At 36.6% G+C, this 14,214-nt stretch carries 12 protein-coding genes; 1 reads left to right on the plus strand and 11 read right to left on the minus strand.

Annotation, left to right across the window (positions count from 1 at the left end; genetic code table 11):
* Window positions 1-31: 31 nt before the first annotated feature.
* The 4 genes from ACFEMA_RS11035 to ACFEMA_RS11050 all read right to left on the minus strand — a co-directional run bounded on the left by ACFEMA_RS11035 (window position 32) and on the right by ACFEMA_RS11050 (window position 4,509).
* Complete coding sequence (locus ACFEMA_RS11035) at window positions 32-1,408, minus strand: MATE family efflux transporter (protein ID WP_411768258.1); 1,377 nt, start codon at window positions 1,406-1,408, stop codon at window positions 32-34.
* Between the two features lie 23 nt (window positions 1,409-1,431).
* Entirely contained in the window at window positions 1,432-2,373 is a 942-nt protein-coding gene (locus tag ACFEMA_RS11040; protein ID WP_411768259.1) for an NAD(P)H-dependent flavin oxidoreductase, read from the minus strand.
* Between the two features lie 146 nt (window positions 2,374-2,519).
* Window positions 2,520-3,707, minus strand: a complete 1,188-nt coding sequence (gene mnmA / locus ACFEMA_RS11045) for a tRNA 2-thiouridine(34) synthase MnmA (RefSeq protein ID WP_411768260.1) — start codon at window positions 3,705-3,707, stop codon at window positions 2,520-2,522.
* Between the two features lie 115 nt (window positions 3,708-3,822).
* The gene (locus ACFEMA_RS11050) at window positions 3,823-4,509 is read right to left on the minus strand and encodes a toxin-antitoxin system YwqK family antitoxin (RefSeq protein ID WP_411768261.1); all 687 of its coding nucleotides are present in this window, start codon (window positions 4,507-4,509) and stop codon (window positions 3,823-3,825) included.
* 54 nt (window positions 4,510-4,563) lie between these two features.
* Between ACFEMA_RS11050 and ACFEMA_RS11055 the strand changes: the two genes are divergently transcribed.
* The gene (locus tag ACFEMA_RS11055) at window positions 4,564-5,565 is read left to right on the plus strand and encodes a fasciclin domain-containing protein (RefSeq protein WP_411768262.1); all 1,002 of its coding nucleotides are present in this window, start codon (window positions 4,564-4,566) and stop codon (window positions 5,563-5,565) included.
* Window positions 5,566-5,716: 151 nt separating this feature from the next.
* On the opposite strand, the gene yidC is transcribed toward ACFEMA_RS11055, so the two are convergent.
* The 7 genes from yidC to guaA all read right to left on the minus strand — a co-directional run bounded on the left by yidC (window position 5,717) and on the right by guaA (window position 14,169).
* Window positions 5,717-7,624: a membrane protein insertase YidC gene (yidC, locus tag ACFEMA_RS11060; RefSeq protein ID WP_411768263.1), complete on the minus strand. Its 1,908-nt coding sequence runs from the start codon at window positions 7,622-7,624 to the stop codon at window positions 5,717-5,719.
* A 134-nt stretch (window positions 7,625-7,758) separates the two neighbouring features.
* Window positions 7,759-9,375 (minus strand): CTP synthase, encoded by a 1,617-nt coding sequence (locus tag ACFEMA_RS11065; protein WP_411768264.1) that lies wholly within the window; start codon window positions 9,373-9,375, stop codon window positions 7,759-7,761.
* A 120-nt stretch (window positions 9,376-9,495) separates the two neighbouring features.
* Window positions 9,496-9,726: a DUF3820 family protein gene (locus ACFEMA_RS11070; RefSeq protein ID WP_411768265.1), complete on the minus strand. Its 231-nt coding sequence runs from the start codon at window positions 9,724-9,726 to the stop codon at window positions 9,496-9,498.
* Window positions 9,727-10,233, minus strand: a complete 507-nt coding sequence (locus ACFEMA_RS11075; RefSeq protein WP_411768266.1) for a DUF922 domain-containing protein — start codon at window positions 10,231-10,233, stop codon at window positions 9,727-9,729.
* 44 nt (window positions 10,234-10,277) lie between these two features.
* The gene (locus ACFEMA_RS11080; RefSeq protein ID WP_411768267.1) at window positions 10,278-10,679 is read right to left on the minus strand and encodes an OsmC family protein; all 402 of its coding nucleotides are present in this window, start codon (window positions 10,677-10,679) and stop codon (window positions 10,278-10,280) included.
* Window positions 10,676-12,583: a LysM peptidoglycan-binding domain-containing protein gene (locus ACFEMA_RS11085; protein WP_411768268.1), complete on the minus strand. Its 1,908-nt coding sequence runs from the start codon at window positions 12,581-12,583 to the stop codon at window positions 10,676-10,678. The genes ACFEMA_RS11080 and ACFEMA_RS11085 overlap by 4 nt, the downstream gene beginning before the upstream one ends.
* Window positions 12,584-12,633: 50 nt before the next feature.
* Window positions 12,634-14,169, minus strand: coding sequence for a glutamine-hydrolyzing GMP synthase (gene guaA / locus ACFEMA_RS11090; protein WP_411768269.1), 1,536 nt, complete (start codon window positions 14,167-14,169; stop codon window positions 12,634-12,636).
* Between the last annotated feature and the right edge of the window lie 45 nt (window positions 14,170-14,214).

Here is a 14,214-nt window from a genome sequence, read left to right on the forward strand (position 1 = left end):
CTAAAGTTAGTTTTTTCTTCAAATATTTAAATCACGCTTTATTAGCAATTAACTTTCTTGTAAGATACCTAAATCTAAAAAAGAGAAGAATAGCCGCTGAACTTAAACCCGCCAATAACCCTAACCAAATACCCAAACTACCATAAGCGTCTTCTTTTCCAAGGTAATAACTCACCGGAAAACCGATTAGCCAATAAGCAACAAAGGTCATAAATGTTGGAATTTTTACATCCTGGAGCCCACGTAAAGCACCTAAAACAATAACCTGAAGACTGTCGCTAATTTGAAATACCGCTGCAGCCAATAATAATGTACTGGCTATTTTTATCACCTCAATGGTGTCAACTGCATTTATAGGGTCGTTAGCATCGACATAGAGATGTGGTAATACGTTGTGGAAAACAACAAATAACAAGGCAAAAATCACAGCAAACATAAACCCCACTAAAAAAATAGATTCTGCAATACGTTTTAAGGCCTTAAAGTCCTTTAACCCTTTTTGGTTACCAACTCTAATCATCGCTGCTACACTCAATCCCATAGCGACCATAAATGTCATCGATGATAGATTCAATGCTATTTGATTTGCAGCTTGCGGGTTTTTACCCAAGGTGCCACTTAACCATATAGCTGCTGTAAAAATAGCGACCTCAAATAGCATTTGCATGGCACTTGGAAAACCTAGACCAGTAAGTTTATTTATGGCTTTTTTACTTAACTGAAAGAACTTAATATTGGTGACGTAAGCTTTTGATTTTTTCTTTTTTGCCAATAACCACCACATATAGATCAGCATAACAAATCGTGAAATCAATGTACCCAACGCTGCACCAACAATACCCATTTCTGGAAACCCAAAGGCTCCGAAAATAAGAAGATAGTTTAGTATTATGTTTATAATATTAGCAATAACAGTTGCGTACATGGGATACTTTGTCAAGGACAACCCATCGCTAAACTGTTTAAAAGCTTGAAAAACAATTAACGGAACCAACGAAAATGCCACCAGATCTAGATATGGTGCAGCGAGAACAACCACTTCTTCTGGTTGGTCCATAACATACATTAAAGGCTTAGCAACAAGTAGGAGTAAGAATAAAACAAGCCCCAAAGCAGTACATAAAAATAGACCGTGCTTAAAAGCTGATTTACCTCGTTCAAAATTGTTTTCACCGTCTGCTTCAGCAACCAGAGGTGTTATGGCAGTAGAAAAACCAATGCCTATAGACATTGCGATAAAAATAAAACTATTTCCCAGAGACACTGCAGCCAATTCTGCCGAACCTAATTGACCTACCATGATATTATCCACAAAAGCAACGAGCGTATGCCCGAGCATCCCTAAAATAACAGGTGTCGCTAATTTTAGGTTATATCTAAATTCTTTGGTGTAGTTGGAAAGTACCATGGTGCAAAATTAAACTTCTCAAGCTATAATTCTGCTATTTTTCTTTTTGCTTCTTCAAACTCAACCATCATATCCGCAACTATCTGAGCTGCAGGTTTTATATCGTCAATTAATCCTGAAATCTGACCAATCTCCAATTCACCATCCTCTAAATCACCTTCAAACATGCCTCGTTTTGCTCTTGCTCGTCCTAAAAGGTCTTTTAATTCATCAATTGTTGGTGAGGTTTTATATAACTCTTGAATGTCGTTGTAAAACTTATTTTTAATAAGTCTTACTGGTGCTAGTTCCTTTAGGGTTAATTGGGTATCACCTTCTTTTGCATCGACTACTACGTTTTTAAAAGCATCATGAGCTGAAGATTCTTCACTCGCCACAAAACGACTACCCACTTGTACGGCATCCGCACCTAAAATCATACAGGCCAACATAGCTTTGCCTGTAGCAATACCACCAGCAGCAATCAATGGAATGTCAATTTGGTCTTTTACCATTGGGATGAGTGTTAAGGTCGTCGTCTCATCTCGTCCATTATGCCCGCCAGCTTCAAAGCCTTCAGCCACTACTGCATCAACTCCTACGTCTTGAGCCTTTAATGCAAACTTTACACTACTCACGACATGCACTACAGTTATCCCCTTTTCCTGAAGCCACTTCGTCCAAGTTTTAGGATTACCTGCCGACGTAAAGACTATTTTTACACCTTCCTCAACAATGATATCCATAATATCTTCAATATTAGGATACAACATCGGTACATTGACACCAAAAGGTTTATCTGTGGCTTTTTTACACTTTAGAATGTGTTCCCTTAACACTTCTGGGTACATAGAGCCTGCGCCTAAAAGACCTAAACCACCAGCGTTACTCACAGCTGAGGCTAATCTCCAGCCGCTATTCCAGATCATACCTGCTTGAATAATGGGATATTTTATATTGAAAAGTGATGTTATTCTGTTTTGCATTATTGGTTTTATAAGATATTAAGCCATACAAATTAAGCATGACTCGTTTTAATATTTAGGACATAAAAATAATGAATACATAATTCAAAGCATTAGAAATAAATGAGAAGATTCCTGCCTGCGCAGGAATGACAACTCAAATATTTCTAGCTAATTACACCAGAACCAATGAGCTCGTCCTTAATATACCAAGCGACAAATTGGCCTTCAGTAATTGCAGATTGTGACTGTTCAAATTCTACATAGAGTCCGGAAGACACTTTATAAAGTTTTGCTTTCTGAAGTGGTTGCCTGTATCGTATTCGCGCTTCAACTGACATGGTTTTCCCTTCTGCTAATGACAAATCCTCTCTCACCCAATGCAAATCTTCATTAGAAACAAAAAGTACAGATTTCAATAATCCGGGGTGGTCTTTACCTTGACCTGTATAGATAACATTTTCATTAACATCAGTATCAATAACAAACAATGGTTCTTTAGTACCACCAACTGCAAGTCCTTTACGCTGTCCTTTAGTAAAAAAATGGGCACCTTGATGCTTACCTACCACTTTACCATCGTCAATTTTATACGGTCTTCTTTCGGATAAATGCTTTAATTCTTGGATCTTGGATTTAAAATTTGGCAACTCATCAGAATAAAATTCCTGATTATCCGGAATTTCAACAATAACACCTTCTTTAGGTTTTAACTGTTGTTGCAAAAATTCTGGCAACCTTACCTTACCAATAAAACATAAGCCTTGTGAATCTTTCTTTTCTGCCGTTATTAGGTTTTGGGCCTTTGCTATTTCCCTCACTTTAGGTTTTGTTAACTCCCCAATTGGAAAAAGCGCTTTAGCCAATTGTTTTTGCGAAAGCTGACACAAAAAATAAGACTGGTCCTTATTGCCATCTACTCCAGCCAATAATTGGTGTATTTCCTTATTGTCTTTTACAAAACTTGCTTTTCTACAGTAATGGCCTGTAGCAACATAGTCAGCACCTAATTCTAAAGCGATGTCCATAAACACATCGAACTTTATTTCTCGATTACAAAGCACATCCGGGTTTGGAGTACGGCCACTTTCGTACTCTTTAAACATGTAATCCACAATGCGCTCTTTATACTGAACACTAAGATCTACCGTTTGAAAAGGAATATTTAATTTTTCAGCAACTAGCATGGCGTCGTTACTGTCTTCTAACCAAGGACATTCATCAGAAATGGTTACCGAATCATCGTGCCAGTTTTTCATAAATAAGCCTATAACGTCATAGCCTTGCTCTTTTAAAAGATAGGCTGCTACACTGGAATCCACTCCACCCGAAAGTCCGACGATGACTCGTTTCATGTTTAAATATCTAAGTCTGAATTTGTTCGAAAACGAACGGCAAAATTACAAAATAAAACGGCAATTAATCCTTCTATATATTCAAGAAAACTATAGTATGGATTGCTATAAACTATTAGTTAGAGTGATCTACTTCCTTTTCTAACTCGCCATCCTTATAGTACAACCACGCACCGACTTTTAAATTATCCTTGTAGTCGCCTTTGGCACTGAGTTTCCCTGAAGCATCATTATATATGCTGAGGCCATTAAGTTTGTCATCGCTGTATGTTGACATACGAAGTGTGTCTTTTTTTTCGGTGAACCAATACGATGGGCCATCTAGCTTTCCTTGTTTATACAAGGCTTTCTCTGCTATATTGTCATTAATATAATAGACGAGCCGCTCTCCGTTTAATACACCTTCAGAATTATAAACTTCCTCAATAAGTATCTTATCTGAATTGTTATGATAATACACCCACTTGCCAATAAACTTTTTGCCATCCATTTCACCCTCGCTCACTTTTTTTCCGTTTGAAGCTAAGAATGTTACTTTGGCCAAATTATTTTGTGAGTTAAAGACTTTGATGGCACTTAAAACAGCCTTTTTGTTTTTAACTTTATAGTATTTAAACGTGTCTATTTCCTTTCCGTGGTCAAATGTGCCACTATAACGAATGATGTCCGTACCGTCATAGTTTTTAGTCCATACGCCGTGACGCTTGCCACTTTTATCATACTGATTGACATCATTTTGAGCCCCTAAACTTGTTAAAATAATGGTAAAAAATAAAGCAAGTAATAACTTTTGTTTAATCATTTTCTATATTTGTTGAACAAAAAATTAATTGTATTAAAATTAAAACTCAAAAAAATGAAATTTATTTCTAACTTCCTCAAATTATTACCATTATTGGCACTATTTATAGGCTTTCAGTCTTGTAGTGACGACGATGATGCTACTGGACCTGTAGCCAATACAACTACTGTGGTGGATATTGCCACAAGTAGCGATGATTTTTCAATATTGGTATCAGCTCTTATTCGTGCTGATCTTGTCACTACATTAGAAGGGTCAGGGCCTTTTACAGTATTTGCACCTACCAATACGGCTTTTCAAGCTTTATTAGATAGCAACTCTAGTTGGACTACAGTTGACGATATCCCTGTAGATGTTTTAACCAATGTATTATTAAATCATGTTATAATTGGTGCAGATGTAGATTCTGCAACCCTTATTTCTGCTGGGTCTGGATACACAAATACAGGTGCAACTGGTGCTGATGATGACAATTTAAGTTTATTTTATAATTTGAATGGAACAACTCTAGAGTTGAATGGTGGATCATCTACAGCAGTTGGTGCCAATGTTACAACACCAGATTTAACTGCAACTAATGGAAGAGTACATGTCATAAATCAAGTTTTATTACCGCCAACTATTGTAGACCATGCAGTAGCAAATCCAAATTTAAGTATTCTTGTACAAGCTATTGGTTATGCAGATACGCAAACTACTACAGATTTAACAGCAACATTGTCAGGTGATGGACCATTTACGGCTTTCGCACCTTCAAACACTGCATTTGCCGACCTATTAACTGAATTAAGTATCACTGCACTTACCGATTTAGATGCAGCAACTGTTGAAGCTGTTTTAGGCTTTCATGTTGTAGCTGGCGCTAATGTGACGTCGAACGAATTAATGACAGGCGCAGTTACTACATTAGGTGGAGATGTACAATTAGATGCATCAGCATTAACAATTACAGACCCTAATGATCGTGTAAGTAATATAATCCCATCATTGGTAGATATTCAATGTGTAAATGGCGTAGTACATGCTATTGACAAAGTCATATTACCACAACAATAAATGAAAGAGAAAGATCGAGGCTGATTACCTCATTTTTATATTGATTGATTTAGTTAGTAGAAGCCCTTCAAAATAATTTGAAGGGCTTTTTTATTTAGTGTAACAAAAGAAATTCATCTCAGCGTTCAGAATGATAAGGTATAATATAAAATTACTTCTTACGCTTTTGCTGTGCTTTCTTTTGTTGTTCAGCTTGCTCCATCATCTCAGCCATTTTTCGCTGAAACTTGTTTTGCTTTTTTGGCTTTTTCTTACTTACCTCAATCTTGGCTAAAACCTTCTCTTCATCAATGATGTAGTTTTTAATGACCAGCATAATGCCAATACTAATTAAGTTAGACACAAAATAGTACAAACTTAAACCAGAGGCATAATTGTTAAAGAAGAACAACATTAGTAACGGTGAAAAGTAAATCATGTACTTCATCATCTTTGCCATATCTGGCATACCTTCTTGCGTTGGTTGACTAGCCATTTGCTGCCCTGTTGTCATTTTCATGTAGAAGAAAATAGCTATTGCTGCCAAAATTGGAAATAAACTCACATGATCACCGTAAAACGGAATACTAAAAGGTAGGTTAGCAATAGTATCGTAAGAACTTAAATCATCCGCCCACAAAAAGCTTTTTTGTCGTAATGCAAAAGCTGTCGGGAAAAACATAAACAAGGCATAAAACACAGGTATCTGCATCAGTCCTGGTAAACAACCGCTCAATGGACTTGCTCCAGCTTTGTTCTGAAGTGCCATCGTTTCCTGTTGCGCCTTTAATTTATTGTCCTTGTGTTTCTTTCTAATAGCATCTAACTCTGGCTTTAAAATTTTCATCTTAGCCTGAGATAAAAATTGTTTGTATTGTACAAATGACAATAAAATCTTCACCAAAATAGTCATAACTATAATTGCAATACCATACGGTAAAAAGCCACTTAAGAAATTAAATAATGGGATAAAAATGGCCTTGTTGATCCATCCAAAAATCCCCCAACCAAAAGGAATACTTTCCTCTAAACTTTTATCGTAGGTTTTTAAAATATTACTGTCTGTAGGACCATAGTACATACCCCAAGTTTCGTTTATTGCACCACCTTTAAATTCTAAAGGTATTTTAGAGGCATACAACTTTGTATATAAGGTATCTACCTCTTCATCTTCAACCAAATCTTTAGAGGAAATGGCTACATTTTTAAGGGGGTCATCAGCAACTAATATGGTACTAAAGAAGTGCTGTCTGTACGATAGCCACTCAACATCTTCGACCGTTTCGTTATCATCACCCATTTGGCCCAACTTGTCAATTTTGTCCTCTTCGTGCATGTAGGTGAGGCGGGTGTATCTATTTTCGTAAGAAATACTCTTGGCATGTCTAATACCTTTTTGCTCCCAATCCAATATAATTTCTTGAGATCCATTTATAATACCGTCTAAACCTTCAGACTTAATCGAGAAATCTATCATATAGTCCTCAGGCTTAAGTTCGTATCGGTATTCTAAATAATCTGATTCAGATACCTTAAGTCTCATAGAGACCACAGTATTGTCACCACTTTTGCTAACACTAGGTTGAAAGTAAAGATCTCTTGTATTTAATATTCTGTTATCTGTCGTCGCGAAATTGATGTTGAATTTTGAGTTACCGTCCTTCACTAAATAAATCGGCACCGAATCGTAATCTACAAACTGGGTTAACTTCACTTGAGACAGATGTCCACCCTTATTCTTAAATTTTAATTCAAAAACACCAGTATTTACAGTCGTTTCCTCATCTGTAGCAGAAGGTAGTGAAGATGCATAAGCAAAAGCCCCTAACTTATTTTGAAGCGCCACTTGCTGAAGGGAATCCAGTTGCCCTGTGTTTGAATAATCTTCGGCCGTTGTTACAGCAGTATCTTCTTTTACAACTTCAGGTTGCTTTTCTGCCTCTACCTTTTCAGCCTCAGCTTTTTTCTGAGCAGCTATTTCTTCTTCCGTTGGTTGCTGCTGATACATAATCCAAATAAGAATCCCAAATATGAGGATAAATCCGATGATTGAATTAATATCTAATTTCTTTTCTTCCATAATGTTGATTGCCTTTCGAGGATGCTAAAATTAGCGACGGTTATTTGTTTTCTAATTTCTAAATATGTACCAGATAACGTATCAAGTCTTAGCAAAAAGCTATCCAATTGATATGATTGTGCCATACTGGCATTCTATTTTTTTAATTTGTGTTTAAGAGCTGCGCCAACAAATGCCACAAACAAAGGATGCGGATTTGCTACAGTACTTTTATATTCTGGGTGATACTGAACACCTACAAACCATGGGTGGCTTGGCAATTCAATAATTTCTACTAATCCTGTTTCAGGATTATACCCTGTTGCTTTTAGCCCAGCTTTTTCTAATTGCTTTTTATATGCATTATTAAATTCATAACGATGTCTATGTCGCTCTTTAATGATTTGATCATCATAGGTATTTGAAACGATACTCCCATCCTCTAAATCACAATCCCATGATCCTAGACGCATTGTACCACCTTTGTCCACAACATCTTTTTGAGACTCCATTAAATCAATAACTGGGTGTGGAGTGCCTTCATCCATCTCTGTTGAGCTGGCATTTTCTAGATGCAATACATTTCTTGCAAATTCTATAACTGCCATCTGCATCCCTAAACATATTCCCAAAAATGGGATATTATTCTCGCGTACAAATTTTACAGCCTCAATTTTTCCTTCTATCCCACGTTCACCAAATCCAGGCGCCACCAAAACACCATCTAAATGCTGTAACTTAAATTTTATGTTTCCATCCGTTAAATATTCAGAATGAATAGCTTCAACATTGACGGTAATTTCATTTTCTGCACCAGCATGTATAAAGGCTTCTAAAATACTTTTATAAGAATCTTGAAGTTCTACATATTTACCAATTAAACCAATAGTGACTTCGTTTTTTGGATTATTCAATCTCCCTAAAAACTGATTCCACTGTTTAAGGTCTGGCGCTATACTTGGTAATCCTAATTTTTCGAGAACAACTTTATCAAGACCTTCATCCAACATCATATTCGGAACGTCATAAATGGTTGAAGCATCTATAGATTGAATGACCGCTTCCTTTTTTACGTTACAGAAACGTGCCAATTTTACTTTTATACCATCGTTTAATTCGTGCTCGGTTCTGCACACCAAAACATCAGCCTGCACTCCACTTTCCATCAATGTTTTTACGCTGTGCTGTGTTGGTTTGGTCTTTAACTCACCAGCTGCAGAAAGAAACGGCACCAAAGTTAAATGAATGACCAATGCATTTTCTGGACCTAAATCCCACTTCAATTGACGTACGGATTCTATATAGGGTAGAGACTCAATATCACCAACAGTACCACCGATCTCGGTAATAACAATATCGTACTCACCAGAATTTCCTAAAATCTGAATTCTGTTTTTAATCTCATCAGTAATATGAGGAATGACCTGAACGGTTTTACCTAAAAACTCCCCTCGTCTTTCCTTATCAATAACACTCTGATAAATCCTACCTGTAGTGACATTATTAGCTTGTGAAGTCGGTACATTTAAAAAACGTTCGTAATGACCTAAATCTAAATCCGTTTCTGCCCCGTCATCTGTAACATAACATTCGCCATGCTCATAAGGGTTTAAAGTCCCTGGGTCTACATTGATGTAAGGGTCTAATTTTTGAATGGTCGTTCTGTAACCTTGTGCTTGTAGTAATTTAGCTAAAGAAGCTGCTATAATACCTTTTCCAAGTGATGAAGATACTCCTCCGGTTACAAAAATGTACTTAGGATCTGTAGTCATGTTGCGCTGTTAAACGCAGGCAAATTTACGAAATTAAACGACTTTTTAGTGTATTGTTTATGCTTTGTTGAAATGTTTTATTGGAGTAGAATCTGATGTGGCATTATATTCAGTTAATCTCTATCTCAAGTTCCGTTTTTTAATAGTATAAATCAATTCTTCAAGCCCATTGATTTTTATTTCGTGCATTTGTTGCATCATCATGCCGAGCTTTCCTTTTGGAAATCCTTTTTGCCTAAACCATGTATAATAATATTCTGGAATATCTATAAGGTATCGGTCCTTGTATTTACCGAATGGCATTTTGTAGTGGGCTAATTCAACGAGAGCTTCCTTACTTCCTGAAAGCATTTATTGTGATTTGAATTCTTTATGTTTTTCCAATTCAATATGAATAGAATCCATCCATCGTTGTTGGGCATCGGGAATTATAGAATGATTGGTTTCAAAGTCGTATTTATTTTGGGCTTCAGACAAGGCTGAATTAATGTCTTTTTGAAGCTTTTTTAAATCTGATTTTATGGTTTTAGTAATAGGTATGTCCTTAACAGCCTTTCTAAACTTACGCACATAGAGTTCGGTTAAATCGAAATGTAATTGCTCGTGTGCTAAAATATAGTTATTAGCTCTATCCTTATGATACCAAGACATGCTAGGATAAAAATAGGCATTTACATCTGTAGTAAAACTAATAATCTCCCCACTACCTCTTTGCTGACGGTAGGAATACCCGAATGTTATACCAGAAGCCGTCAATGCCACAGCATCAGAATTTTTATCTGGCTTACCTTTAAAATCTGCCCATGTTAATTTCTTGGTTTCGCTCCAAGAAAATTCACCATCGTTTGATGATGACATCAGCGTAAATGCTAAAGCGATAATAAGGAAAGACTTAAATGTCACTATTTCCAGTTAAAAATTATTTTCTTTTCAATATCAGCATGCAAACTGTAAAGTACTGGGCATGTTTCTGCCGTGTGTTCTAATACTTTTTTGGTCTTATTATCAGCTTCACATGGCAAAGTTAATACCACCTCAATTTTTGAAATCCTACGCGGATGGCTTGCCATGGTTTTGGTTACCTCAGCTGTAGCTCCCTTTATATCAAAATCCATGGTTTTTGCTTTTATTCCCATAACTGTCAGCATACAATTGGCTAAAGCCGTCGCAACAGTATCTGTAGGAGAAAACGCTTCACCCTTGCCATTATTGTCTATCGGAGCATCAGTGATATAAGAATCACCTGACTTGGTATGAACATTTTCCGTTCTAAGATTTCCTAAGTAAATTACTTTCGATGTCATTGTTGAATCGGTAAAATCCTTAAATCATTATAGTGAACGATGTAAGCAGCCTCATTGACATAACCGCCAAAGAGCTTTTTGTTATAACGGAATTTATTTTCAATGTATTCAGTTTCCGCACCACTTCCACTTGCTTCGTAAAGGTTACCTTCTTCAGATGCTAAACGCAACAGGGTATCTAACATAACGTCGTAGCCTCGGATTGCAAATCGATTTGGCTTTACACCATACTTGGATTCGTATTTTGTAATAAACTCGTCCAATTGCTCTTCATTAAAACCTTTATTAATGGATGGGTATTGAAAACTTAAATTAGACAAATGTGTATTTTCAACATCCTTACCTTCAAAAGCTTTATTCCTATTTAAAGTTGACAATACAATTTTTTTGTCGCCCATATTGAGACCATTCAATAAGCTAATAACATTCGATGCAAATGCATCGCTAGTAGTCTCTAAGAACACCACATTTTTTCCTTCTACAAATAGGTTTTCTAAATCACTTACTAAAACGTATTTGGCATCAGCACCCTTTTCTGTTTTTCTTGAATACAAAAGAAATGCAGTAGGAAAATGCCTTTTTAGTAACTCTACTGATGCCGATGCACTCCGATCAGCCACTATAATCACTTTTTGTTTTACCGAATCAGCTTTCACAAAATCAATCATTTTATTTTGTAATACTTCACTATCAGGAATAGTTTGATATACATTATCATACACCTGTGAAGGAATGGCCATTGGAGCAATTAACGGAACATCTTCATTTCTCAGCCTTTGGGCAAAACGATCAAAATTACCAGTAGTCATCGGGCCAATAATAGCGTCGTATTTTGTAAAGTCATTTCGACTTACCAGATTTGAAATTTCTGAAACTCTATTCTCAGTATCAAAAACGCTAAGTTCAGATGAGACACCTAACTTTTTAGCGGCATCAAGAGCCATTAAAGCTCCAGAATGAAAATCCAAGGTCACGGATAGCATCCTATCGTTTTTCATCATGGCTTTAGTTTCTTGAACAGAATCTAAGTCTATTCGTTGCAAACGAAACGGTAAAAGCAAGGCAATTTTTTTTGTCTCTGTATCTGTAATAGAGTTTCCTAAATCTACTATTTCGGTTTCCTCTAGCACATTCATCACAGAAATATCTGAAGGTACTTTTAAAATCATACCCGCCTTAAGACCATCTTTCTCTAATTCTGGATTAAGCTGTTTTAATTGTTCTTCAGTAAGGCCTAACTTTATATTCAGTCTATAGTAACCTTCTTTTGGCAATACTTCGTAATATTCAAATTGATCTTCTAATGGCTTCTCTTCGTTATCAGCAATGTTAGGAACATTAAGTACATCCCCTGGTTGTAACACTTCTTTCATATCAGGGTTTAATGCCTCTAGTTGCGGCACTGTAATCCCGAATTTGTAAGCCACTCGCCATTTACCTTCTTTTGGTCTTACTGCATACTTTTTTATGGTATTCTCCATAGTTTGTTTTGAAACTATGGTCTTGTATCTTGGGATTTTTATACGGTCTCCTTTTTGTAGGGTTTCTGCATATAATTTTGGATTGTGTCTTTTAATAGAGTCAATTGCAATACCGTATTGCTGTGAAATACTAAATAGTGTTTCCTTACGTCGAACTTTATGGTTCTTAAAGCCAATAATCTGGTGGGAGGCCTCAACAATTGCTTTATTTTTTTCACTTGCTGTAGGAATGATCAAAATTGTACCCTGACCGAAATCTGTTTTAGCATCTGGGTTTAAGGCTAAGATATCAAACGGTGTTACTAAATATTTTTTGGCAATCTGTTGTAAGGTTTCCCCTGGTGCTACTTTGTGAGTGCGATACTCCTGTGCATTTAGCCCAAAACTGAATAAAAGAATAAAAATTGCTACAATGTGCTTCATGTTTGGTGCTTTAATTTTATTAAATGTTTATCATATATCATGGGGAATACCTATTCCCACTCTATAGTCGCTGGCGGTTTAGAGCTAATATCATATACTACTCTATTAACGCCTTTTACTTTATTTATTATTTCGTTTGATGTTTTTTGCAAAAACTCGTAGGGTAAATTTACCCAATCTGCTGTCATCCCATCCGTACTTTCAACGGCCCTCAACGCCACACACTTTTCATACGTACGTTCATCGCCCATAACCCCTACGCTATTAACTGGCAATAACATGGCTCCTGCTTGCCACACCTTATCGTATAGATTCCAAGATCGTAGATTATTAATAAAAATAGCATCGACCTCTTGTAATATACGGACTTTCTCAGCGGTTAGATCTCCAAGAATACGAATTGCCAATCCTGGTCCAGGAAACGGGTGTCTACCCAAAAGCTTAGCATCCATATCCATAGAAGCACCAACACGTCTCACTTCATCTTTAAATAATGCTTTTAAAGGCTCAACAATTTTTAGTTTCATAAAATCTGGCAATCCGCCGACATTATGATGACTTTTAATGGTAGCACTTGGACCGCCTGTTGCTGATACACTTTCTATTACATCCGGATAAATGGTACCTTGAGCCAACCATTTTACATCTTGTATGCTCGTGGCCTCATCATCAAACACTTCAATGAACACGCGACCGATGGTTTTTCGTTTTTCCTCTGGGTCGCTCTTTCCTGCTAAGGCATCCAAAAAGCGTGCCGAAGCATCCACACCTTTTACATTGAGCCCCATACCCTCGTATTGTTTTAGTACATCCGTAAACTCATTTTTACGAAGTAACCCGTTATTTACAAAGATACAATACAGGTTTTTTCCGATAGCCTTATGCAATAACATAGCAGCTACAGAAGAATCTACTCCACCTGAAAGACCTAATACAACTTTATCATCGCCAAGCTTAGCTTTTAACTCTTCTACTGTTTCTTCCACAAAAGATTGAGGAGTCCAGTCTTGTTCTACCTTAGCAATATTGACCAAAAAGTTTTCCAGCAATTGCTTACCATCAGTGGTATGATACACTTCTGGGTGAAATTGTATAGCATAGGTCAGTTCATCATTTATCTTGTATGCTGCATTTTTAACATCGTGAGTGCTTGCTAATAATTCAGAACCTTTAGGGAGTGATTTAATTGTATCACTATGGCTCATCCATACTTGACTGCCTTCATTGATATGTTCAAAAAATGAATCATCAGATTTGACAAAAGACAAGTTTGCCCTCCCATATTCTCGTGTATTGGATTCTGCAACTTCCCCTTCAAAAAAATGTGCTAAATATTGTGCTCCGTAACACACCCCTAATAATGGTTTTACTCCCTTTATTTGAGAAAGGTCTGGATGTAATGCCTCTTTTGAACGCACTGACACAGGGCTACCTGATAGGATTACCGCTTTATAGTCATCAATTTCTAATGGCACTTTGTTAAATGGATGGATCTCACAATAGATGTTGAGCTCCCTTACTCGGCGTGCAATAAGCTGTGTGTATTGCGATCCGAAATCTAAAATTAGGACTTTGTTATGTTGCATGTGCAAAAATAGAAATTGCAATGCAAAATCCCAGTTTGGCACACC

This window comes from Winogradskyella sp. A3E31 (assembly GCF_046720935.1).
Classification (GTDB): domain Bacteria; phylum Bacteroidota; class Bacteroidia; order Flavobacteriales; family Flavobacteriaceae; genus Winogradskyella.

Bases quoted from the DNA above. Each gene is read 5' to 3' on its own strand.
- ACFEMA_RS11080 (WP_411768267.1), bottom strand. From the start codon at position 10,679: ATGACATCGAAAGTAATTTACTTAGGAAATCTTAGAACGGAAAATGTT.
- guaA (WP_411768269.1), bottom strand. From the start codon at position 14,169: ATGCAACATAACAAAGTCCTAATTTTAGATTTCGGATCGCAATACACA.
- mnmA (WP_411768260.1), bottom strand. From the start codon at position 3,707: ATGAAACGAGTCATCGTCGGACTTTCGGGTGGAGTGGATTCCAGTGTA.
- ACFEMA_RS11035 (WP_411768258.1), bottom strand. From the start codon at position 1,408: ATGGTACTTTCCAACTACACCAAAGAATTTAGATATAACCTAAAATTA.
- yidC (WP_411768263.1), bottom strand. From the start codon at position 7,624: ATGGAAGAAAAGAAATTAGATATTAATTCAATCATCGGATTTATCCTC.
- ACFEMA_RS11065 (WP_411768264.1), bottom strand. From the start codon at position 9,375: ATGACTACAGATCCTAAGTACATTTTTGTAACCGGAGGAGTATCTTCA.
- ACFEMA_RS11085 (WP_411768268.1), bottom strand. From the start codon at position 12,583: ATGAAGCACATTGTAGCAATTTTTATTCTTTTATTCAGTTTTGGGCTA.
- ACFEMA_RS11050 (WP_411768261.1), bottom strand. From the start codon at position 4,509: ATGATTAAACAAAAGTTATTACTTGCTTTATTTTTTACCATTATTTTA.
- ACFEMA_RS11070 (WP_411768265.1), bottom strand. From the start codon at position 9,726: ATGCTTTCAGGAAGTAAGGAAGCTCTCGTTGAATTAGCCCACTACAAA.
- ACFEMA_RS11055 (WP_411768262.1), top strand. From the start codon at position 4,564: ATGAAATTTATTTCTAACTTCCTCAAATTATTACCATTATTGGCACTA.
- ACFEMA_RS11040 (WP_411768259.1), bottom strand. From the start codon at position 2,373: ATGCAAAACAGAATAACATCACTTTTCAATATAAAATATCCCATTATT.
- ACFEMA_RS11075 (WP_411768266.1), bottom strand. From the start codon at position 10,233: ATGTCATCATCAAACGATGGTGAATTTTCTTGGAGCGAAACCAAGAAA.